18 protein-coding genes and 1 riboswitch are annotated in these 20,841 nt (G+C 39.1%); of the genes, 15 read left to right on the top strand and 3 right to left on the bottom strand.

The window, feature by feature from the left end; all coding sequences use genetic code 11:
* From BS1321_RS10940 to BS1321_RS10920, 5 genes are all read left to right on the top strand, one after another.
* Window positions 1-879 (top strand): TetR/AcrR family transcriptional regulator, encoded by an 879-nt coding sequence (locus BS1321_RS10940; protein WP_063236497.1) that lies wholly within the window; start codon window positions 1-3, stop codon window positions 877-879.
* A 132-nt stretch (window positions 880-1,011) separates the two neighbouring features.
* Window positions 1,012-1,905 (top strand): YegS/Rv2252/BmrU family lipid kinase, encoded by an 894-nt coding sequence (locus BS1321_RS10935; RefSeq protein ID WP_063236498.1) that lies wholly within the window; start codon window positions 1,012-1,014, stop codon window positions 1,903-1,905.
* Between the two features lie 129 nt (window positions 1,906-2,034).
* Window positions 2,035-2,697, top strand: a complete 663-nt coding sequence (locus BS1321_RS10930) for a hypothetical protein (protein ID WP_063236499.1) — start codon at window positions 2,035-2,037, stop codon at window positions 2,695-2,697.
* A gap of 14 nt (window positions 2,698-2,711) precedes the next feature.
* Window positions 2,712-3,974 carry an efflux RND transporter periplasmic adaptor subunit gene (locus tag BS1321_RS10925; RefSeq protein WP_063236500.1) on the top strand — a complete coding sequence of 421 codons (1,263 nt, stop codon included), beginning with the start codon at window positions 2,712-2,714 and terminating at the stop codon, window positions 3,972-3,974.
* 203 nt (window positions 3,975-4,177) lie between these two features.
* Window positions 4,178-4,324, top strand: a riboswitch (cyclic di-AMP (ydaO/yuaA leader).
* 173 nt (window positions 4,325-4,497) lie between these two features.
* A complete protein-coding gene (locus tag BS1321_RS10920; RefSeq protein WP_094246605.1) occupies window positions 4,498-5,757 on the top strand; it encodes a cation:dicarboxylate symporter family transporter in 1,260 nt (419 codons plus the stop codon).
* Window positions 5,758-5,800: 43 nt separating this feature from the next.
* On the opposite strand, the gene BS1321_RS10915 is transcribed toward BS1321_RS10920, so the two are convergent.
* A complete protein-coding gene (locus BS1321_RS10915) occupies window positions 5,801-6,556 on the bottom strand; it encodes a class I SAM-dependent methyltransferase (RefSeq protein ID WP_063236343.1) in 756 nt (251 codons plus the stop codon).
* 165 nt (window positions 6,557-6,721) lie between these two features.
* Here BS1321_RS10915 and BS1321_RS10910 point away from each other — a divergent pair, with 165 nt between their 5' ends.
* The 3 genes from BS1321_RS10910 (at window position 6,722) to BS1321_RS10900 (ending at window position 10,469) form a co-directional block, all read left to right on the top strand.
* Window positions 6,722-7,504 carry a hypothetical protein gene (locus BS1321_RS10910; RefSeq protein WP_063236344.1) on the top strand — a complete coding sequence of 261 codons (783 nt, stop codon included), beginning with the start codon at window positions 6,722-6,724 and terminating at the stop codon, window positions 7,502-7,504.
* Window positions 7,505-7,845: 341 nt separating this feature from the next.
* Window positions 7,846-8,928: a D-alanine--D-alanine ligase gene (locus tag BS1321_RS10905; RefSeq protein ID WP_063236345.1), complete on the top strand. Its 1,083-nt coding sequence runs from the start codon at window positions 7,846-7,848 to the stop codon at window positions 8,926-8,928.
* Between the two features lie 158 nt (window positions 8,929-9,086).
* A complete protein-coding gene (locus tag BS1321_RS10900) occupies window positions 9,087-10,469 on the top strand; it encodes a UDP-N-acetylmuramoyl-tripeptide--D-alanyl-D-alanine ligase (RefSeq protein ID WP_063236346.1) in 1,383 nt (460 codons plus the stop codon).
* Between the two features lie 51 nt (window positions 10,470-10,520).
* Here the strand turns inward: BS1321_RS10900 and BS1321_RS10895 are convergent, their stop codons facing one another.
* A complete protein-coding gene (locus tag BS1321_RS10895) occupies window positions 10,521-11,672 on the bottom strand; it encodes a PP2C family protein-serine/threonine phosphatase (protein WP_063236347.1) in 1,152 nt (383 codons plus the stop codon).
* Between the two features lie 1,342 nt (window positions 11,673-13,014).
* On the opposite strand from BS1321_RS10895, the gene cshA reads away from it, so the two are divergent.
* The 3 genes from cshA (at window position 13,015) to BS1321_RS10880 (ending at window position 16,662) form a co-directional block, all read left to right on the top strand.
* Window positions 13,015-14,514, top strand: a complete 1,500-nt coding sequence (gene cshA / locus BS1321_RS10890; protein WP_063236348.1) for a degradosome RNA helicase CshA — start codon at window positions 13,015-13,017, stop codon at window positions 14,512-14,514.
* A gap of 218 nt (window positions 14,515-14,732) precedes the next feature.
* Window positions 14,733-15,206 carry a PH domain-containing protein gene (locus BS1321_RS10885; RefSeq protein WP_063236360.1) on the top strand — a complete coding sequence of 158 codons (474 nt, stop codon included), beginning with the start codon at window positions 14,733-14,735 and terminating at the stop codon, window positions 15,204-15,206.
* On the top strand, window positions 15,199-16,662 hold the full coding sequence (locus BS1321_RS10880) for a PH domain-containing protein (RefSeq protein WP_063236349.1): 1,464 nt from the start codon (window positions 15,199-15,201) through the stop codon (window positions 16,660-16,662). The genes BS1321_RS10885 and BS1321_RS10880 overlap by 8 nt, the downstream gene beginning before the upstream one ends.
* A 26-nt stretch (window positions 16,663-16,688) precedes the next feature.
* Here BS1321_RS10880 and BS1321_RS10875 read toward each other — a convergent pair whose 3' ends face one another.
* Window positions 16,689-17,279: a rhomboid family intramembrane serine protease gene (locus BS1321_RS10875; RefSeq protein ID WP_063236350.1), complete on the bottom strand. Its 591-nt coding sequence runs from the start codon at window positions 17,277-17,279 to the stop codon at window positions 16,689-16,691.
* 108 nt (window positions 17,280-17,387) lie between these two features.
* On the opposite strand from BS1321_RS10875, the gene acpS reads away from it, so the two are divergent.
* The 4 genes from acpS to BS1321_RS10855 all read left to right on the top strand — a co-directional run bounded on the left by acpS (window position 17,388) and on the right by BS1321_RS10855 (window position 20,834).
* Window positions 17,388-17,738, top strand: a complete 351-nt coding sequence (gene acpS, locus BS1321_RS10870) for a holo-ACP synthase (RefSeq protein WP_063236351.1) — start codon at window positions 17,388-17,390, stop codon at window positions 17,736-17,738.
* A 243-nt stretch (window positions 17,739-17,981) separates the two neighbouring features.
* Entirely contained in the window at window positions 17,982-18,986 is a 1,005-nt protein-coding gene (locus BS1321_RS10865; protein ID WP_063236352.1) for a LolA family protein, read from the top strand.
* Between the two features lie 242 nt (window positions 18,987-19,228).
* Window positions 19,229-20,392 carry an alanine racemase gene (alr, locus tag BS1321_RS10860; RefSeq protein WP_063236361.1) on the top strand — a complete coding sequence of 388 codons (1,164 nt, stop codon included), beginning with the start codon at window positions 19,229-19,231 and terminating at the stop codon, window positions 20,390-20,392.
* Between the two features lie 160 nt (window positions 20,393-20,552).
* A complete protein-coding gene (locus BS1321_RS10855) occupies window positions 20,553-20,834 on the top strand; it encodes a CopG family ribbon-helix-helix protein (protein WP_034306380.1) in 282 nt (93 codons plus the stop codon).
* Window positions 20,835-20,841 lie beyond the last annotated feature (7 nt).

The following is a 20,841-nucleotide window of genomic DNA, read 5'->3' as shown; positions in this document are numbered from 1 at the left end:
ATGAAAGAAAAAAATAAGATGATCATAGATAAGTCTGTAGAGCTTTTCGCGGAAAAAGGCTATCATGCTACTTCCGTTCAGGAAATTGCTGAAAAATGTGGGATAGCAAAGGGGTCTTTTTATAATTATTTTAAATCTAAGGAAGAATTACTAGTCTCCATTTTTAAATTTTATTATGAAGCGTTGACGGACTCATTACTTGATCTTGAACTGGATGCTTCATTGTCCAGTAAAGACAAATTCATGAGGCAGATCACTGTTCACATTGAGCATATGACGGGAAATACCAACTTGATTCAAATGATGATGCAGGAACAAATGGTTCATATCAGCAAAGAACTAGATAGATTTTTACATTATATCCATGAAGAGGGCTTGATTTGGTTCAAACGTAAAATTATTGAGCTGTACCCGGGACTTTCGGCTGATCTTCTGCCGGATTGCACCATAATTTTAGATTCCCTTTTCAAAGGATATATCGGAATATTGATAAGGAAACAAAATGCTTTCGATGTGGAATTGTTACCTAGCTTCATATTGAACCGGATGGATTCCATTATCGCAAGCCTGCAGAACATGGAAGATCCATTATTGAAACAATTTCCCCTACCAGGATGCTCGATGCGGGATATGAGCCCAAAAGAAGAAATTCATTCGATTATCGTCAGGATGCTGGAAGTGGAAACACGTAAAGAAGAGGGAATGGAAACACGTAAAAATACGGAAGCTTTAAAGGCGATCCAGGAAGAGTTTTCAAAAGTTAGACCAAGCCCCATCATCTTGGAAAGCCTTTTGTTATTTTTGGAAAAAAATGATAAAAGAAGTCCCTTGTGTTCAAAGCTTATCTTAATGATGAAGGATTATTTGACGAATATATGAAGGCTTTACCGAAAGGGGCGTATAGCCTCTTTTTTTCAATTGAATCTTAATGAGTTTCAAAAGCGGGGGTTTAGGAAAAAGAATAAGTGATGGGAAGAAGACAATTCTTTCAATAATATGGGGGCAAGAATCATGCGATGGAAAAAGGGAATGCTGATTTTTAATGAAAATGCCGGGAATGATAAACTCGAAAGGAATCTTGAGGGTTGTCTTCCAGTAATAGCTCCACATATTGATGAGTTCCTCATTCTACAAACAAAGGAAAAAGGCGATGCATGCCGTTATTGTTTGGAATTTGGTGAAGACATGGATGTAGTTTTTGTATTAGGAGGAGATGGAACGGTACATGAGTGTGTAAATGGCCTTTCACCACTTCGGAGGCGGCCGTTGTTTGGAATTTTACCTGGAGGGACTTGCAATGACTTCTCCAGAACATTAAAGATTCCTCAAAATGTTCGTCAAGCTGCAGAAGCACTAGTAAATGGCAGGGTTCGTTCAATTGATATCGGGCAGGCCAATAACGATTATTTTTCTAATTTTTGGGGAGTAGGACTAATTTCAGATGCATCAAGCAATATTGATGAGCAGGAAAAAAGCAGGTTCGGAAAGATAGGATATTTATTAAGTGCTGTAAGGACGATTGGTGAGAATGCTCCCTTTCCCTATAAACTAGAATATGATGGGGAATTCATTGAAGGGGAAGCAGTAATGATTTTGGTCTTGAATGGTTGTTTTATCGGCACTAATTTATTGCCCTTTCCCATGGTTAGTCCAGACGATGGGCTCTTTGGCGTTGCCATCTTGGAGAATGCAAGCCTTGGTGCATTACTAGAAATAATAGCCATGAAACGTTCACGGACTGAAAATCTGAGCTTTGGCTCTGGGGTGACTTATATACAAGCCGGTGCCCTGACCATTGAAACCAAGATGCCGCTTGATGTGGATATGGATGGAGAGAATTATAGACAAACGCCTGCGCACATTAAAGTCCTTGCCCATCATTTGTCAGTATTAACTCCAAATTAGTTTGGGTGACTAAATTTGAAGGGTAAGGATTATGTGTTTTTTTTGTTTATTCATTCCTTATTTCTGCAATTGTTTCCAAAATAAGATAAAATATATGATGATATATCATTTTTTGCAGGAGGACCACATATGGTGTACCAGGTCAGATTGTTAAAAGGCATTTTAGAGCCTTATCGGAGTCGTTATCAGCTGCAAAATGCAGAGGCAGTCACAAAGCTTGGAGTGAAATTACTATTTTTATATTTTCTTAGCCTTATAGTATTCGCCATTGGAGGATATTTTGGTATTGGTTCAGAATCATTCTCCAAAGAAATCACGAAGATGAGTGTCAATGAATTCGAAGCAGCAAAGTTGCTGATTTTGAGCGGCAATATAATAACAGGCATAATCGACCCTTCCATATACATATTTTTAGCAGCTCTATTCTTTTGGATCGTTACTGATATCCCATATATAAAATTAGTTATCGTTCAAATGATTCTTTTTGGTTTGCAATTAGTGGAAAAAACATTACTGATTCCTCTATTCGTTTTAATGGATATAGGCAGCGATGCTAATCCTTTTTCATTGGGGATCATCAGTCAGTATGTTCTCAGAAGTGATTATTTCATTCACCTTTTCAGCGAAATCACCATTTTTCAATTTCTTATTATTGCTCTGCAATATTTTTATTTAAAGGAATTTTCAGAACGAAATAATTATTTGGTCCTTTTAATGATTGTTCTATTCTATCTGGCCACATGGTTTGTTAAAGCCTTTTTAGCATACATCCAAGTAGGCGTATTTGTATAAGGCGGGTGAAAAGGATGAGCGGGAAATGGAAAATAGCAGCGGTCTCGATTGCGTCGATAGTGTTAATAACCGTTAACATATACCTTATTGAAAAAAAAGAAAGCAAAGTGGAGCGAACTGTTTTCGTTGAAAACTGGACAAAGGTAAAAAAAGATACAATTACGGATACTATTCAAACTAAAGGGGTAATTAAACCTGTAGAAGAGTATGATATCTATTTCGATACCAAGAAAAATGATTTTAAGAAATTCCTTGTAAAAGAAGGCGATTCGATTACGGCTGGCTCCTCGTTGTTTGAGTATACGACGACCGAACTTGATGCGCTTAAAGCGAATTTGGAAGCGGAGAAAACGGCAGCTGAGGGAGAAATTGCAGGGGTTGAGGAATACATAGGGAAGTTGAGGTCTTATCAAGGGACCTTGACCAGTGATCCTGAAAAAGCATCCATTGATGAATCGGTGGAAAAAAACTTGAATATTGATATAACAACAGGCTCTTCAGATCTTATTAAAAGTAACATTGAGCAAGAAATGTACAAGCAGGAACTAGAAAAAAACAGTTTGAATGAAAAAGTGAAAATGCTTGACGCTAAATTAAGTTCAATTGAGGAGCAGTCAAGTGCGATCGTGACGACGAGCGAGGCTGATGGTGTAGTTAAAAATATCAATAAAAACCTGAATAATCCCATTATATCCATCGTTTCAACAAATATGGCAATTGAAGGGGATTTCTCCGAAGAGGAAATGAAAAAGGCTGAAGTGGGCATGACTATAAAAGCAAGTTCCTCTGATTCAAAAAAGGCATTGAAAGGAACGATAGGCCGTATCCATTCCTATCCAGCTGAAGAGCCGTCATTAAAAAAAGATAACAGATTTCCATTTCAGGCTTTAATCGAACCGGAAGGCGAAGAAACGGAACTTTTGTTGGTGGGATCCAAAGTGAACCTTACTGTAATAACCAATGAGAAAGCCGGTGTACCCTCCGTTCCTATAGAGGCGGTACATTACCAAAAACAGCCTCATGTTTACAAATTGACTAAAAAAGGCTATGTGGATAAACATTACATCACAAAAGGGCTTAAGGCTGAAGGTAAGCAAGAAATTATAAAGGGACCGTCGGTAGGTGACGTCATCCTCATGGAGCCGAATGTGGCAGTGAAGAACCATTCTTATTTTATTACTCCAATTCAATTTGAAAAAGTGAAAGCTGCAACTTATAAAAAATTCACCTCTAGGGAAAAAGTAAGATACCTGTTACTTGGCATTTTGGAAAAATAACCGCATTTTTCTTCAAGAGAGGTGATGTCAAATTAGTTATTAATTATATATCAATATAACTTATATTGATTTAAAATTGGGAAGAGTAATTATAGATACAATAGTCTTTAATGCAGAATATTCAGACATATTTAAAGATTTTTTCTAGAACTGGATGCGAATAAATATTTACAGATTATCATTTTTAGTATAATATTTTATTATAAGTTAACTCGCTTAATCTTATTCCAAGAACGGGGGACCCATTTTTGTGGATTTTATCCGCTAGGGGTGAATTCAGAAATGAAAGGGCTTTGTGTTTCCAATTCCTAACCCGACAGCTAACCTCGTCAGCGTCTTTAAGGGAACATGTGTGAATATTCACGCCAATAAGAAATCGACACATGAAGTGTCTTTTTTTTCGGCGTAAAGACAGAGTTTTTCAAAAAAAGAAAAATTACTTTCTTTTTATTAGTATCTTGTTTCCCTTACCGAGACAAAAATGTTTTTGCATCAAAGACTTTATGGAAGGTGAGGAAAGTAAATGAAGAAATTCAAATTAAGTTTAGCTAGCCAAATTTTCATTGGTTTAATTCTAGGGATTATCGTTGGTGCCATTTTTTATGGTAGTGAGACGGCCCAAAACTTTTTACAGCCATTCGGAGACATTTTCCTACGAATGATTAAAATGATTGTAGTACCAATCATTGTGTCAAGTCTTATCGTTGCAGTTGCAGGTGTAGGCGATTTAAAATCAGTAGGTAAACTTGGAGCTAAATCAATATCATACTTTGTTGTGGTAACTATGATAGCGATTGCTGTTGGTTTAATTTCAGCGAATATCATCCAGCCTGGTGTTGGTGTAAATATGGACAAGCTAGAACAAACTGATATTTCTACGTATGTTGATACAGCCGAAACTAAGCAACATGAATCGTTCGTAGATACAATCGTTCACATTGTGCCATCCAATCCAGTTAAAGCCATGGTAGAAGGCGATATGCTAGCAATCATTTTCTTCTCCGTGTTGTTTGGACTTAGTATTGCGGCCATCGGTGAAAAGGGTAAACCAGTATTCCGTTTCTTCCAAGGTGTAGCTGAAGGAATGTTCTACCTAACTAACATGGTCATGAAATTCGCTCCTATCGGTGTATTTGCACTAATCGGTGTGACTATTTCCAAATTCGGTTTGGAATCTTTAATTCCGTTAGGAAAGTTAGCGCTTTCTGTTTACGGAACAATGATTTTCTTTGTAATAGTCATTCTTGGTCTTATTGCGAAATTTGTCGGATTCAATATCTTTACGTTGATTAAACTTCTAAAAGAAGAATTGATTCTTGCTTTCTCTACTGCAAGTTCAGAAGCGGTTCTTCCTAAGATTATGGAAAAAATGGAAAAAGCGGGATGTCCGAAACATATTGCTACATTTGTTATTCCGACTGGATACTCCTTTAACCTTGATGGTTCTACATTATACCAAGCGTTAGCAGCTATCTTCATCGCTCAAATGTACGGAATCGATTTAAGCATGTATGAGCAAATTACGCTAATGCTAGTGTTAATGATCACGTCCAAGGGGATTGCGGGTGTACCGGGTGTATCTTTCGTAGTTCTTTTAGCGACATTGGGAACTGTCGGTATTCCTATTGAAGGTCTAGCATTTATTGCCGGTATCGACCGTATTCTTGATATGGGACGTACAGTAGTAAACGTTATCGGTAATTCACTTGCAGCAATCGTCATCTCTAAATGGGAAGGTCAATTCAACCCTCCTTCCAAAAAGGAACTAGAACAAGTTTCTTAATACAAAAAATCCAGAGTGAAATATCACTCTGGATTTTTTTGAATTAAAATGCGCTTCCTGATTTTTGAACGATCCAGAAGCGGCAATCGGAAGAGAAATCGTTGACATCTTCGTTTTCATCAAATAATTCACTGCGGTAAAAGCTCTCAATGACTGTAAGCCCTGCTTCCTCCAGGCAATCAAGTACTTCAAGTTGTGTTGGGATATGGAGGTATGTATCTTTTTGAAACGTTCCGGATGTGAGAATATCCCCAAACTCATAAAGCCTCTCATCTTGTTTACCTCCACACCAAATAATTTCCTCCTGCTCCCAGAAGTTCAGGTAATTTTCATTTTTATCACGGTCATGTGTTGTGAAAATGAAGATTCCTTCAGGTTTTAAAATACGGTTGATTTCTTTTAAAGCCAATGTGCGGTGTTGTCGCTGGGGAATTTGCATTAACCCATTAAAAGCAAAGATTGCTTTATCGAATGATGCGTCCTTGAAAGGGAGGTTCGTGGCATCTCCAAGGATAAATGGGATGTCCAGGTTATATTCATGCGCTATTTTTTCGGCTTCATTAAGCATGGCAAGGGTTAGATCGATTCCCGTTATATTTTGAAAACCTGTTTTATATAGTGCGAAGGTGGTTCTTCCTGTACCGCATCCGATATCAAGGATTGCATCATTCTGATATAAATATTTTTCGAATGCATATTTCTCTGATTTCCAAAAACCTAATTTTTTAGTTGCATCAGCATAAAGGGAAGCGGCCTCATGAAAAGAATTAATGATAAAACCTTTTTCAATTTTATCCATGATCAATTCCTCCAGAATTTTATTTTTTACTATTAAATGGATATTAAAAGTTGTCGAGTGTGTTCCTTAACCTTAGGTTAATATGGAGGGTTATATAACTTACGTGAAAACCAAAAAGTTTGATAAAATAACATTATTGATAGTGAGCTCGGAGGGGATCAGGTTATGAAGAATGATAGTAATGATATCTTATATATGCATATGCAGGCTTCCGAACGGTTTGTCCTTTTTAATGGAATCAATTTTCGTGAATTCGTCTATTCGCTGCCATATACTTTGGATTCCATCTTATTATTGAAACATCAATTCGATGGTGGGGAATACAATTTGAATGTCCTGCTAGAGAGCGCTTCATCTGAAGATATTGCGAAGCTCGTTAAAGAAAATGTCCGGGCATATGGAGATTTCTGTTGGATCGATTTTGAAGAAGCGGAAGGTCTGGATGAATTGGATGGAAGGGAAATAGCGGAACTTTTATATTTAGGGCACACAAAAACCCATCTAGATCCCCCATTTTTCCGTAAATTGAATAATCAATTTGTGTACCTTGCCCAGGATGATGGCTGGTTCAATAAAATTTATTTTCGTTCTCTTTCGACATATTATATGATGTTAGGAAGCCTGATTCCGCTAAAGCTGGAGCCTTTAAAAGTTGAGAGGACGTGGCTTGGAATCAGAAAGAAAGAAGAGCTGACGGCGATTCCGCCAGAAATCATTTCTTCCTTGGCTCATATTCTGGCAGAGGGGCTCGTTTTTTCCTTTCGTCATGTTAAGTATACAAGAACGAAAATTGAGATACCTGCATGGGTCGTAGGGGATTATTTAAACATGGATGAAATGCATGATGACTTTTCGGATAGAGATATTAAGGAGCCAGATGCTTTTATTACCTTCAATCGAAAAGAAAAGGTATGGGAAAGCATTATTAAAAATACATCATCCTCCTAATTATCCCGACTTCCGAAGTTCGTGGATTGGGTGATTTGAAATCATTGAATTTTTTAGGTGTAAGACTTACCATCTCATGCATAAAAGATAAGAGAGGGCGACGCACAGGATGTGCTAGCACAGGTGTTGCCATAGGACGTGGCGAATTTAACCTGTGCTCCGCTGATGGTAATCATTGTAAAAGCACTAATGATGGAAGTATCGTTTTACCCCGCATTAACAGGCAGTAGGGCAGGCGGGTGTAAGTTGTAATAAAAAAGAAATATGGAGTTTGCTTTATCCGTTTTAGTGTAAAGTGATACAATGGACATGGTTAAAAGAATATTGGAGGGTAATAACTCATGAAAACTAAACTTGGTTTGCTTTATGGTGGAAAATCTGCGGAGCATGAGGTTTCTATGCAGACGGCTTTAGCGGTCATTAAAGCTCTCGATTTAGCAAAGTTTGATATATATCCGATTTACATAACAAAAGAGGGTTCATGGATTAATGGACCGAAGTTAACAGGACCTGCTGAGAATGTGGAGGCTTTGACATTTTCACCGGAAAAATCGAGCTCGCCTCTTGCCTTGCAGGCACATTCAACTGATGAAAATAGTGAATCAACAGGGTATGACGTAATTTTCCCATTGCTTCACGGACCAAATGGAGAAGATGGGACCGTACAAGGGATGCTGGAACTATTGAACCTTCCTTATGTAGGAAATGGCGTTTTAGCTTCATCAGCAGGAATGGATAAGGTCATCATGAAAAACATTTTTGCTCAAGCGGGACTTCCTCAAGTCAAATACACTTGGTTCATTCGTTCTGAATGGGAGAAGAATACTGAAAGTGCCATTAAAAAGGTAGCGGATGAATTGGGGTACCCTTGTTTTGTCAAACCTGCCAATTTAGGCTCGAGTGTGGGTATCAGCAAATGTAATGATGCTGATGAATTGGAAAAAGCGGTAGCGGAAGCTTTTCAATTCGATCGGAAGATCATCATTGAAGAAGGGGTCGTTGCTCGTGAACTCGAGTTTGGTATTCTTGGTAATGATGAACCGTCTTGTTCCGTGGCAGGCGAAATCATCCCTAAGAAAGATTTTGCCTTCTATGATTATTCAGCAAAATATGTAGACGGTAATTCAGCGATGGTCATCCCGGCGGAGATAACGGAAAGCGAGTATGCAGCTTTATCCGAAATGGCCATTACTGCCTTTAAGTCATTGGATTGCTCTGGATTGGTTCGCGCTGATTTCTTCTTAACAAATGAAGGGCAAATCTATATTAATGAAGTGAATACAATGCCTGGGTTTACTCCTTTCAGCATGTTTCCGTTATTGTGGAAGCACACAGGTGTCGACTATCCAGCGTTAATTGAAAAACTCGTGAAACTTGCCTTGGAACGTCATCAGGAAAAACAACAAATCAAATATACAGTTTGATCATGCAGGTAATGTATCAGTAAACTTCACAATCCATCAAACTTTGATTTGATGGATTCCAATCAGCAGGAACCGGTGCGATTTAAACTGGTTTCTGCTTCGTTTGGTTAATGGAAGAAGAGAGCGATTAACGGTTCGATGAATGTAGGAGGAACAAAATGATAAAGAGAACGTTAAAACAAGTACATGAAATGGCAGAGGGATTGAATGATATCAGTCCATTCCAGTCCAAAGGGATTAATGGGGTTACCATCGATTCAAGAACGGTTAAGGAAGGGTGTTTGTTCATTCCGCTTAAGGGTGGGCAGGTTGACGGCCATCAGTATGTCAAGCAAGCTTTAGCGCAAGGAGCGGCGGCTTCTTTTTGGCAAAGGGATGTTCCGAATCCTCCTAATGATTTACCGATAATCATTGTCGAAAATACCGAAAAGGCACTTCAGCAATTGGCGCGTTCTTACCGTCAGCAGTTGAATATAAAAGTCATTGGGATAACAGGCAGCAATGGTAAGACGACTACGAAAGATATGACAGCTGCGCTGCTGGCCACTACCTATAAAGTTCATAAAACCAATGGGAACTTCAATAATCATTTAGGTTTGCCGCTAACGGTGCTTTCTATGGAAGAGGATACTGAAGCGGCTGTTTTGGAAATGGGAATGAGCAGCCGCGGTGAGATTGAGTTCTTATCCAAAATGGCAAAGCCTGATGTAGCGATCATTACCAATATCGGTGAATCACACTTATTGGATTTAGGATCACGCGAGGAAATCGCGAATGCAAAGTTGGAAATTGTCGAAGGTTTGGCGAAAGATGGAACGCTGATTTATCATGGTGATGAACCATTGCTTCGCAATCGGATCAAAAAGGATTTTCCTGATTTAAACGTAATATCTTTTGGACGTACGGAACAAAATGATTTATATCCACAGACAATTAGTCAAGGAGCAGACAGTACCAAGTTTACAATCGCAAGTGATGAAAAGGAAATCAATTATGAGATACCCGTTTTAGGCAATCATAATGTTCTCAATGCATTGGCTGCCATCTTGGTTGCCAAAGAATTCAATGTGGATGATTCAGCGATCCGTAAAGGTCTGTCAACCATTCAGTTAACTAATATGAGAATGGAATTGGTCGAGGGCGCAAAAGGGCAGAAAATCATCAATGATGCGTATAATGCCAGTCCAACTTCAGTTAAGGCAGCAGTGGAGTTGGTTGAGGGATTATCTGGATTCGAGAAAAGGATACTTGTATTGGGAGACATGTTGGAGTTAGGGCCACAGGAAAAAGACTTTCATTTGAAAATTGGTGAATTGATTTCCAGTGAGCGGATTGATATGATCTTCACGTATGGTCCTTTAGCCGAGTTTATTGCCAAGGGAGCGAGCAAGGCTTTTTCATCGGAGAAGGTTCGTCCTTTTCAAGATAAGCAGGAGCTTATAGAGGAACTTAAGTCGTCTACACAGGAAAATGACATCATTCTTGTCAAAGCTTCTAGGGGCATGAAGCTGGAGGAAGTCGTTCAAGCCTTACAAAAATAAAAAAGCGTAGAAAGGGCCGTTTCTTTTTTGAAACGGCCTTTTTTATCGTACTTAAAAAAGTGTCCCGGCAATAATGCAGATGTCATCGTTAATTACTGAATGCCTCATCCTTGAGACCAATAGCTCCTGAAGAAGGTCATGTGTATTTAGATGGACATTTTCGATGAATTCCCTTTCGATATTGTCAGATCGGTCAATGGCGGAAGGGATGAGCGTTTTAGAGAGTCCATCTGTATATATGACAAAACGGCTTCCTGGTTCATAATGAAAGACTATTTTTTTCAGGGGCAATTCGGGAATCGGTCCGCTTGGGGTAGCCCCTTCGTTCAAATTGAGAATTTGATTGGTGCATGGAGAATACAAAAAGGCTGAAGGAAGTCCGTAGTTCACATATTCTATGAGTCGATCCTTTGTATTCACGTATGCGATGAAGGCTGTAATACGAGCATGGTTTTTATTTTCCTGTTTAACTCCTTGAAATAGGTCCCGTATATGTTTGTCCAGTTCCTCTATTATGAAAATGGGATCTTTTGCACGTTTGATAAGGTCGGGCATCAATGTGCGTATGGACATGTTTATAAGTGCTGTATGGATGCCCTTTCCGAATACATCGATCATTATGAAGCCATATATCCCGTCATCAACCTCGGTCCAGTAAAATAAATCCCCTGATAGTTCACTCGAAGGCTGGGAAAGACCTTTGACCTCTATATCTTCATTATTGATCGACAAAGGTAGACCTGACAGTTGAATGCCCTTAGCGATTCGCAGGCTCCTTGCTGATTTTTGGTGTATCTTTTCAAGCTCTTGCCCCTTCATTTTTGCCGAAAACAGTTGCATGCTGATGTTTCGTAGTGACTTTAATTTAATCCTGACTTCTACTGAATCGGCAGGGACCGCCATGGTTTCATATAAGGTCTTTTCTGGTAAATCCAGAGGGGGCTCCATTCCTAAAGCACGTTTGTAAATGAATAAGATAGGGATTTCGTGAGATTCAGCTAAGGCGAACAAAGAAGTTTGCTGCCAAGAATCTTTTGATATGTGTAGAGGTAAAATAAATAATGATTTCATTAAGTCCGTTGAATCCTCGAATAGATGACTTTGGTTGAGTGGATCCTCCAAAAAGGTGACTTTCTTGTTCATTTTCTTTAAGATTCGACCAAAATCCTTACATAAAGGAACATCTATTGTGAATATATTCATATAACCCCCTATTGTTTTGTTGATAGGTCAATCATACTGCATTTAGACTTATTTACTATAATTTTCGAGTGAAAAGATGGAATTTTCAAAAATATGATGATCCCATATACCTGGAAATTCAATGGGGATTCATAATAAGTCCTTTCTTTTTCCAACGGGGGTAACCTTTGAAGGTGTCCATTCATTCGGACTAATCCTTCCTGAAAAAGGTTTGTTGAAACTATTTGATTTACACACATATCATGTATATAAATGGATGTTCGTTTTGTAAAACATATAATATTTCTGCTGCAATTTTAAGATATAAATAAAGTTCCATTTACTCATAAATGGATACAGTGAGTCGACAGGGGGGCGGAATGGTCTCTTAAAACAGGACTAGTTTACTGTTTTATGAAATCCTCCTAACTGGATTTCTGAAAACAACTGAAACGTTTATTAAAGAAAAAAACTGTATGCAAACTCGCTTTCTTCGAATTTTTCTACAGTCTGAATCGACTTTCGTGTGAATGGATATAGTAACTACGGTAATCCTATTGAATAAATAAGGCTGCATAATTATCAGGTGGAAATATCCAATTTCTTTGTTTTTAAAACGATCTAAAGTTTTTAGTAACTCTGAATGGGGCGATATCCTTTATTGCATTAACAGTTTGAAAATGGTAATATGAGTATGAGTTTAAATGTCTTATCATTGATGATTATTTAAATTAATCAGGTTGAGGCAACAAAATTGTATGTTCTTACATGTTTCATGAGTTCATTCTTGAGATTATTTTAGATTAAATAGGCCGCGCGTCTGGTCATATATAAAAGCTGCATCTCTTGGCGGCTTTAGTAGCTATTAGGGAATCAAGCCGCATTTAAGCGCTTTTCCACTTCTGCAAATCCTCAACGCACCGGGCCTGTTTTGTATAAGAATCTTGGCTCTCGTCAAGTTTTGTTCATACAGTCTTTTTAAGTCTGATGAATAATAGGTGCAGCAGCCCTCACCTGAATAAAACGGTGAAACACCCGTTTATGCTACTTTTAATTTTCCATATTGAATTTAATTTTGGTTACATGTACTTTTAAAAAGATGAGCGTATGTTAATGATAAGTCTACACGTGCGCGAAGTTAAAAATGCCAGTGAATGTCCGTACTGGTATATTTCCTTTTTAAAAAATCATATTGAGTTCATTTGAACTAAAAGGCAGACATACTTTTAGGTGATAATGATAAACTTTTTATAAGAGATAAAGAAGAACATCCGTCATGATGATGAGGATTTGAACTAAAACATCTGTGCATGATCCATGAATGCACGTGTAAATTTACGATATAAAAAGGAGTACGAAAACATTGACATTGTTTAGCGAATTAGGATTAGATAGAACGTCCATGAAATCAATAGAAAAAATGGGATTTGAAGAAGCGAGCCCGATTCAATCCCAAACGATACCTCTAGCACTTGAAGGTAAAGATATCATTGGTCAAGCGCAAACGGGAACAGGTAAAACAGCGGCATTCGGTATTCCATTGATGGAAAACATCGATATTAATAACGAAAACGTGCAAGGAATTGTCATTGCACCTACACGTGAGCTTGCGATTCAAGTTTCCGAGGAACTTTTCAAGCTTGGTTACGGAAAACGCGCTCGTGTACTTGCAGTTTATGGTGGACAAGACATCGACCGTCAAATCCGTGCTTTAAAGAAAAAACCACATATTATCGTTGGTACGCCTGGTCGTCTTTTAGACCATATCAAACGTAAAAATATTAAATTAGGCGGAGTTCACACTGTAGTTCTTGATGAAGCGGATGAAATGCTTAACATGGGATTCATTGAGGATATCGAATTGATCCTTTCAACAGTTCCTGACGAAAGGCAAACATTGCTTTTCTCAGCTACAATGCCTGATCCAATCCGTAAAATTGCTGAAAGATTCATGCAGGAACCCGTTCTTGTACGTGTAAAAGCAAAAGAAATGACAGTGGATCGTATCGAACAATATTACTTGGAGTTAAAAGAAAGTGAAAAATTCGATACACTTGCACGCCTTTTCGATATTCAAACACCGGATCTTGCCATCGTCTTCGGACGTACGAAACGCCGTGTCGATGAATTGGCATCTGCATTGAATATCCGCGGTTATATGGCTGAAGGCATTCATGGTGACCTTAGTCAGGCAAAACGCCTTTCTGTATTGAAAAAGTTTAAAGACCGCAGCATCGATGTACTCGTTGCTACTGATGTGGCTGCACGTGGACTTGATATTTCAGGCGTTACTCACGTATACAACTTTGATATCCCTCAAGATCCGGAAAGCTACGTTCACCGTATTGGACGTACAGGACGTGCGGGTAAACATGGTATTGCCATTACGTTTGTAACACCAAGAGAAAGAGGCCAACTGCATGCAGTTGAACATACAACGAAAAAACGTATGGAGAAACTTAAGACTCCTACGTTAACTGAAGCGTTGGAAGGTCAACAAAAAGCAGTAACGGAAAAAATCCTTAACACAATCGAGAATGAGGATTTAACTTTATACCTTGGTCAAGCGGAAGAATTATTACAAAAACATAGCGCAGCGGATTTAGTTGCAGCTATGCTTAAATCAATGACAAAAGAACCGGATCAAACGCCTATCAAGTTAACGGAAGAATCTCCATCTCCAATGCGTCGCAATCGCGGAGGAAGCAGTTCTTCTAGTAACAGACAGCGCAATGGTCGCAGTTCTTCAGGCAGAAAAGATTACGGTAGCGGATCAAGTAAACGCCCAAGCACGAACCGTAAATCGAATGGTTACGGAAACCGCAGCACAAGCCAAAAAAGAGAAAAAACAAATAAGATTTAATTGAATTGGAAATGCCGCTCATTTGAGCGGCATTTTTTTATGTGCATCTCCATACTTCATATGGTATCCGAATGGTTAGCGGTTTTTGGATGGACTGCTCAATGCCTTTGTTTGAAAAGGGGTTAATTCCCAGCATTTAATTATAGTATAATGGATGAAAGCGAAGGATGGATGATGAAAATTGTTTTAAAATTACCTGTCCAGAAGAGGAGAAGCACATGGAACCTGAAAATCGTATATCTAATAAGGCCTTGACCGTATGGAAAATCAGTGGGCTTATAAGCTGTTCAATTACTTGGATTATAAGCATCGCCGTACTCGTGCTTACAATCATTTTTGATTGGACATATTGGGTGTTTGTTGCGTTGATCTTAATTTCGATTATCCAATCCTATCTGGCCATCTTTCTAATTCCATCGGTGAAATGGAAGAGATGGCGTTATGAAGTAAGAAATACCGAAATTGATATCCAAAGTGGTATTTTCGTCATTAAAAGAACACTCATACCCATGATTAGGGTTCAGCATGTTGAAACGAAGCAAGGGCCATTATTAAGAAAATACGATTTAGCCTCCGTTGAAATTTCCACTGCAGCGACCCTTCATGTTATCCCTGCCCTGGACCTAGCTGAGGCAGATGAATTGCGGCACTATATTTCCAGAATGGCAAGTGTGGAGGAAGAAGATGTCTGAACCTAAAAGGCTTCACCCCATAGCTGTATTGCTTAACATTATTAAATCGATTAAGGAGTTAGTCATCCCTTTTTTATTAGTGGTCGTCATTCCTGGGAAGAATGAAGGAATTCCTGGATGGATACAACCGCTGGTCATTTCCATTATTATACTTTTTATTATAGGTAATGCATTCCTTCAATGGGTACGTTTTACATATCGCATAGAAGATGGCGAATTCAGAATTGAGTCTGGAGTATTCGTAAGGAAGAAACGGTATATAAAGTTTGATCGGATCCATAGCATAGATATATCAGAGGGCATCATCCAGCGGATATTCAGCTTGGTGAAGTTGAATATTGAAACGGCAGGCGGGTCTCAGGCCGATGCCGTATTATCAGCCATAAGCAAAAGTGATGCGGATCGAATCAATGCTTTTATAAGTGAGGGAAAAAATGCGAATAATCCTTTTGATAAGGATAAAGATGAAGTCGCGGATAATGAATATGCAGCAAAATCGTCTTCCGTTTTTAAGCAGACGCTGCCGCAACTATTCGTTATGGCTGCCACTTCGGGGGCGGTGGGTGTCTTCTTATCTGGGGCGATCGCTTTTATTTCGCAGTTCGATGAAATGATACCTTTTGAAAGGATATTTAAGGATTATGAAGATTTTATTGAAATGGGGACCATCATTCTGACTGTGTTTGCACTTTTGGCCTTATTGGTGGTTTATGTACTGGCCACATTAAGTATGGTAATTAAATATGCTTCCTTTACCGTGATAAAAACGGATGAGGAAATCGTGATTTCCAGAGGGCTTCTCGAGAAAAGACAGCTGACAATCCCTATCCATAAAATACAAGGTATCCGGATCATGGAGAATTTGATTCGAAAGCCATTGGGATTGGCAACGGTTTATATTGAATATGCGGGAGGCAGTATGGAAGATAAAGAAAGTCTATCCATCATGCTGTTCCCTTTAATCAGGAAAAGGCATTTACATGAAAAAATCCTGGAAATTTTACCGGTTTATGAAACAGCCTCGGAGATGACACCGATACCTAAGCGTGCACTTTCCCGGTATGTATTTCGTAAGTTTTTATATTTCATCCCGATCATCGGTGCCTTGATATGGTTTTTCAGACCTTGGGGTTATCTTTCCCTTCTGCTTGTACCGTTGGTGATTTTTTGGGCTTACATGCAATATAGAGATGCAGGATGGAGCATAGAAGGGAATTTGTTGTTATTGAGCAGCCGTTTTTTCTCAAAGCAAACATTGATCATGCATAGAAGCAGAATTCAATCAATCACATATAAAAAAAGTTGGTTTCAGAATCGGAAAGAATTAGCTACGATTTCAGCATCGATTAAATCAGGAATCACCTCCCGGGTCGGCATGGTTGCGGATGTGGAAGAAAAGGATTGCCTAATAATTAAATCATGGTATTTACCTAAAAAAGCAGTCGACTCCCAATGATTGAAAGGAAGAGTCGGCTGTTTGTCCTACCATTTTTTTCTTAAGTATAATGGAGCTGTTAAAAAGCCGGTTGCTAGTCCAGCCAAATGACCGACAACGTTGACCTGTGGTTGAATGAAAGTCATGATAATGGCAATTCCGGTCAGTGTATATACTGTATTTCTTTCGTTGTTCGTAAAATTGGTTTTATTGAACAGTACAAGATATAGAAAGAATCCGAGTAAGCCAAAAATTGCTCCGCTGGCACCTACGTGGTTATATGTCATTGGGTTAATTAGGAAGGTTGCGATATTGGCAAGGATTCCTGTCGATAAAAAGAAGGTTGAAAACTTGACGGTTCCAAGTAATTTCTCTAGGAATGGACCAAAGATGGCAAGTGAGAATCCATTAAACAGTAAATGTGTAAATGTGCTATGTAGAAAGATGGGGGTGATCAAACGCCACCATTGTCCATCAGCGATATATAAGTTCACACCTGTGCCATAATAAAAGAGTACATTACCGGGAAATATGGGGAAAAGGACGAGAACGAAAACAATCATCATAATAAGTATGAGCACAGTTACAGCTCGATATGAATTTGCGTATTCGCGGAAGCCTTCTGTTCTTGTAAACATAGATTCCTCCTTATTATCATTTTAAATTAGATACAATATTATCATTTTCAGGTAAAAGAGTCCTCCTAATAATATGCAGCTTATTAAATTAATAGAAGAGGTGTCAAAGTGATTAAAGGTATAGGCGTAGACATTACTGAGTTGGATAGAATGGAAACATTGATTAATCGGCAACCCCGTTTAAAGGAGCGTATATTAACAGAAAGTGAAATCTTGATTTTCGAAAAGTTAAATGGAAAAAGGAAGATCGAGTATTTTGCTGGGCGTTTTGCGGCAAAGGAGGCTTTTTCAAAAGCAAACGGTACAGGGATCGGTAAGCACTTATCCTTTTTGGATATTGAAATCATCTCGGATGATAAAGGAAAGCCGGTGATTTCAAAGCCGTTTTCTGAAGGGGTCCATCTTTCGATTAGCCACAGCAGGGATTATGCGGTTGCTCAAGTCGTAATTGAAGGGTGAATGGAGTTTTGTCCAATCGGGTCATAAACCTTAAGGTTGTCTCATATACATTTAGTGCTATAGGGAGACAAGGCCCGGTAAAAGGTACATGGCAGAGTAGGTGCTCTCGAAAAGTTTTTAGCCGGATCGAGAATTGATCCGTGTCTAAAATACTGAGGAATCTAAGACATCAGTCGAGCTCATGTCCGGATCCTGCCTTTTCCTCTCCCTTTTACGTTCAAATGACAAAAAGGGGTTGAAAAGATGAAGAAGATGTTAATGCTTTTTGCAGGGATCATGCTCTTGCTTGCTCTTTCTGCTTGCGGCCAAAAATCACAGAGTGACGTAGTGAGTGATTTGAATGAGAAGCTTGGCGAAATGAAAGGATATAAAGCTAACGCGAAGATGACATTAAAGATGGGGACGGAACCTCAAGTGTATAATGTGGAGATTTGGCATAAGGACCCTTCTTTTTACCGCGTAAATCTGAAAAATGAAGAGAAGGATCAAAGCCAGATGATATTGAAAAATGATGATGGTGTATACGTTTTGACGCCAGCTTTGAATAAAAGTTTTAAATTTCAAAGCGAGTGGCCGGAGAACAGCAGCCAGGCCTATTTGTTCGAGTCGTTGGTGAAAGACATTACGGAGGATAAAAGTGCGACATATAAAGAAACGGATAAACATTATGTCTTTGAAACGAAAACGCGCTACCAAAACAATAAAATGTTGCCATATCAAGAGATTACTATAAACAAAAAGGATTTGTCTCCAGTCAGTGTGAAAGTCATGGACCCCGATAAGACCGCATTGGTTCTTGTTGAATTCTCAAAAGTTAAATTCGATACGACTTTTGATAAAGATTCATTTGATATGAAGAAAAACATGACAAGTGCACAACTTGAAGCGCCTGTTATGGCAGAAGTCCAAAATGAGGGGTTTGCGGTGAAATACCCTGAAAATATTGGTGATATGAATTTAACGGAAGAAAAAGAAATTACGACGGAAAAGGGAGAACGTGTCGTTTTGACCTATGAGGGTACAAAAAGTTTTACATTAGTTCAGGAAAAAGCTGAGGTAGTTCAAACTTCCGTTTCGACGAATGTGAATGGTGAACCGGTTGATTTGGGTTATACTGTCGGAGCCATGACAGGAAATACGATTGCATGGACTTTTGAAGGTGTCGATTATATGCTTGCATCAAAGGATTTGACACAGGCAGAGATGATAGAAGTCGCCCGTTCGGTTGGGGAAGATCCAGTCAAATAGGATTACATAACAAGCTGATGTTTCCCGTCTCCTTACGAAGGTTTCTTCTAGGTAGGATAGGCGGGGAAGCAGCTTGTTGACATTTTTAATCCTTCCATTTGATTTAGGTTGGCAGCTGGGAAATTAGAATCAAGGTGAAAAAGCACTTTATCTTTCTAGCGGTTGGTTATAGAATGGTCCTATAATGAAACGAAAACTTCGCTACTGGGAAGAATCTTATTGTGAGTGTAGGAAAGAAGGAAATGGTCTTGGAAACGAAAATATTTCATCGAGATACGTGGGCAGAAGTAAATTTGGATAATATTTTTGAAAATATCTCTTCAATGAAAAAAAGACTGAGAAATGGCGTTAGTCTTTTCGCTGTCGTTAAAGCAAATGCTTATGGCCACGGGGACTATGAAGTGGCTAATACGGCGCTTGAAGCGGGGGCGGATTTTTTAAGTGTCGCTTTTTTGGATGAGGCTCTCGCCTTACGGAAAAAGGGGATATTGGCTCCGATTCTTGTACTTGGGGCATCGAGGCCTGAAAGTGCAGCACTTGCTGCTGAGTATGGGATTTCCGTGACGGTTTTCGATGTAGCATGGTTGGAGAAGGCGAAGGATTTGTTGAAACCGGGACAAGTTTTGCAAATCCATGTAAAAGTGGATAGCGGCATGGGGAGAATAGGCATTCGTGATAAAGGCCAACTCATGAAAGTGGAAAGTTTGCTTGAGAGGGAAGCTTGTTTCAATTTTCAAGGGATATTCACTCATTTCGCGACGGCAGATGAACTGAAGACCGACTTTTATGAAACGCAGCTCGCTTTCTTTAAAGGGATGCTTTCCGAATTGACTAGAAGGCCGGAATATATTCATGCAGCCAATAGCGCAGCTTCTTTAAGGTTCACCGATCCTGAATGGAATGCAATAAGATTGGGGATTTCCATGTATGGTTTGAGTCCTTCCGTGGAGATGAAGCCAATATTGCCATATCCATTAAAACAGGCTATATCATTGAGAACGAAGATGGTCGCGGTTAAACAGCTTGCTAAGGGTGAAAGCGTTAGTTATGGAGCGACTTATACGGCTGAAGGTGATGAATGGATTGGGACTTTGCCAATCGGTTACGCTGACGGCTGGATCCGTAAGCTGCAAGGTCAGGAAGTTCTTGTGGGTGGAAAAAGAGTGCCCATAGTCGGAAGGATTTGCATGGATCAATGCATGATCAAGTTGCCTGGCCCATACCCTGTAGGAACAGAGGTCACGCTCATGGGGAATGATGGGGATGAATCGATTACGGTCGATGAGATAGCGGCAAAACTGGAAACGATCAACTATGAAGTAACATGTATGATAGGGGCAAGAGTTCCCCGCATATATATAAAAGACAAACAGATGAATCATGTACGCAACTTCATTTTGGAATGACCGGATTGTAAAAAAATCCTAAGATTGTGAATAAGATTTCCTTTATTATGCTGATAATAGGATTGAGAATAGAATATACTCTTTGCAGATAGGCATTTTAATGGTAATATTGAAAAGGATATATAATAAAGGTGTGTAGTGATGGTGGAGGTGTATGTTTGTGTCTGAATCCAGCGCAACAAGAGAGATATTAATTCGATTACCTCAAAATTTTTTGACAGAGTTAGATGGGTATGCGAGTGAGGAAAATGTAAATCGCAGTGAATTTATTTATCGTGCCACAAAAATGTATCTTCGCGAACGTAAAAAGAAAGAGTTTCGTGAATCGATGAAACGCGGTTATATTGAAATGGCGGCCATTAATTTAACGATTGCTTCTGAAGCCTTCCAGGCTGAATTCGAGGCTGGTCATTGCGTTGAACGATTAGTTAGCGGAGGCTGAGCCATTG

The sequence above is a fragment of the Peribacillus simplex NBRC 15720 = DSM 1321 genome, from assembly GCF_002243645.1.
Taxonomy (GTDB): Bacteria; Bacillota; Bacilli; order Bacillales; family DSM-1321; genus Peribacillus; species Peribacillus simplex.
The sequence above is the reverse complement of the archived record's forward strand: the minus strand, read 5'-3'. Positions and strand labels throughout refer to the sequence as shown.

Coding starts and splice junctions, on each gene's coding strand:
- BS1321_RS10940 (WP_063236497.1), top strand. CDS start 1: ATGAAAGAAAAAAATAAGATGATCATAGATAAGTCTGTAGAGCTTTTC.
- BS1321_RS10935 (WP_063236498.1), top strand. CDS start 1,012: ATGCGATGGAAAAAGGGAATGCTGATTTTTAATGAAAATGCCGGGAAT.
- BS1321_RS10930 (WP_063236499.1), top strand. CDS start 2,035: ATGGTGTACCAGGTCAGATTGTTAAAAGGCATTTTAGAGCCTTATCGG.
- BS1321_RS10925 (WP_063236500.1), top strand. CDS start 2,712: ATGAGCGGGAAATGGAAAATAGCAGCGGTCTCGATTGCGTCGATAGTG.
- BS1321_RS10920 (WP_094246605.1), top strand. CDS start 4,498: ATGAAGAAATTCAAATTAAGTTTAGCTAGCCAAATTTTCATTGGTTTA.
- BS1321_RS10915 (WP_063236343.1), bottom strand. CDS start 6,556: ATGGATAAAATTGAAAAAGGTTTTATCATTAATTCTTTTCATGAGGCC.
- BS1321_RS10910 (WP_063236344.1), top strand. CDS start 6,722: ATGAAGAATGATAGTAATGATATCTTATATATGCATATGCAGGCTTCC.
- BS1321_RS10905 (WP_063236345.1), top strand. CDS start 7,846: ATGAAAACTAAACTTGGTTTGCTTTATGGTGGAAAATCTGCGGAGCAT.
- BS1321_RS10900 (WP_063236346.1), top strand. CDS start 9,087: ATGATAAAGAGAACGTTAAAACAAGTACATGAAATGGCAGAGGGATTG.
- BS1321_RS10895 (WP_063236347.1), bottom strand. CDS start 11,672: ATGAATATATTCACAATAGATGTTCCTTTATGTAAGGATTTTGGTCGA.
- BS1321_RS10885 (WP_063236360.1), top strand. CDS start 14,733: ATGGAACCTGAAAATCGTATATCTAATAAGGCCTTGACCGTATGGAAA.
- BS1321_RS10880 (WP_063236349.1), top strand. CDS start 15,199: ATGTCTGAACCTAAAAGGCTTCACCCCATAGCTGTATTGCTTAACATT.
- BS1321_RS10875 (WP_063236350.1), bottom strand. CDS start 17,279: ATGTTTACAAGAACAGAAGGCTTCCGCGAATACGCAAATTCATATCGA.
- BS1321_RS10865 (WP_063236352.1), top strand. CDS start 17,982: ATGAAGAAGATGTTAATGCTTTTTGCAGGGATCATGCTCTTGCTTGCT.
- alr (WP_063236361.1), top strand. CDS start 19,229: ATGGTCTTGGAAACGAAAATATTTCATCGAGATACGTGGGCAGAAGTA.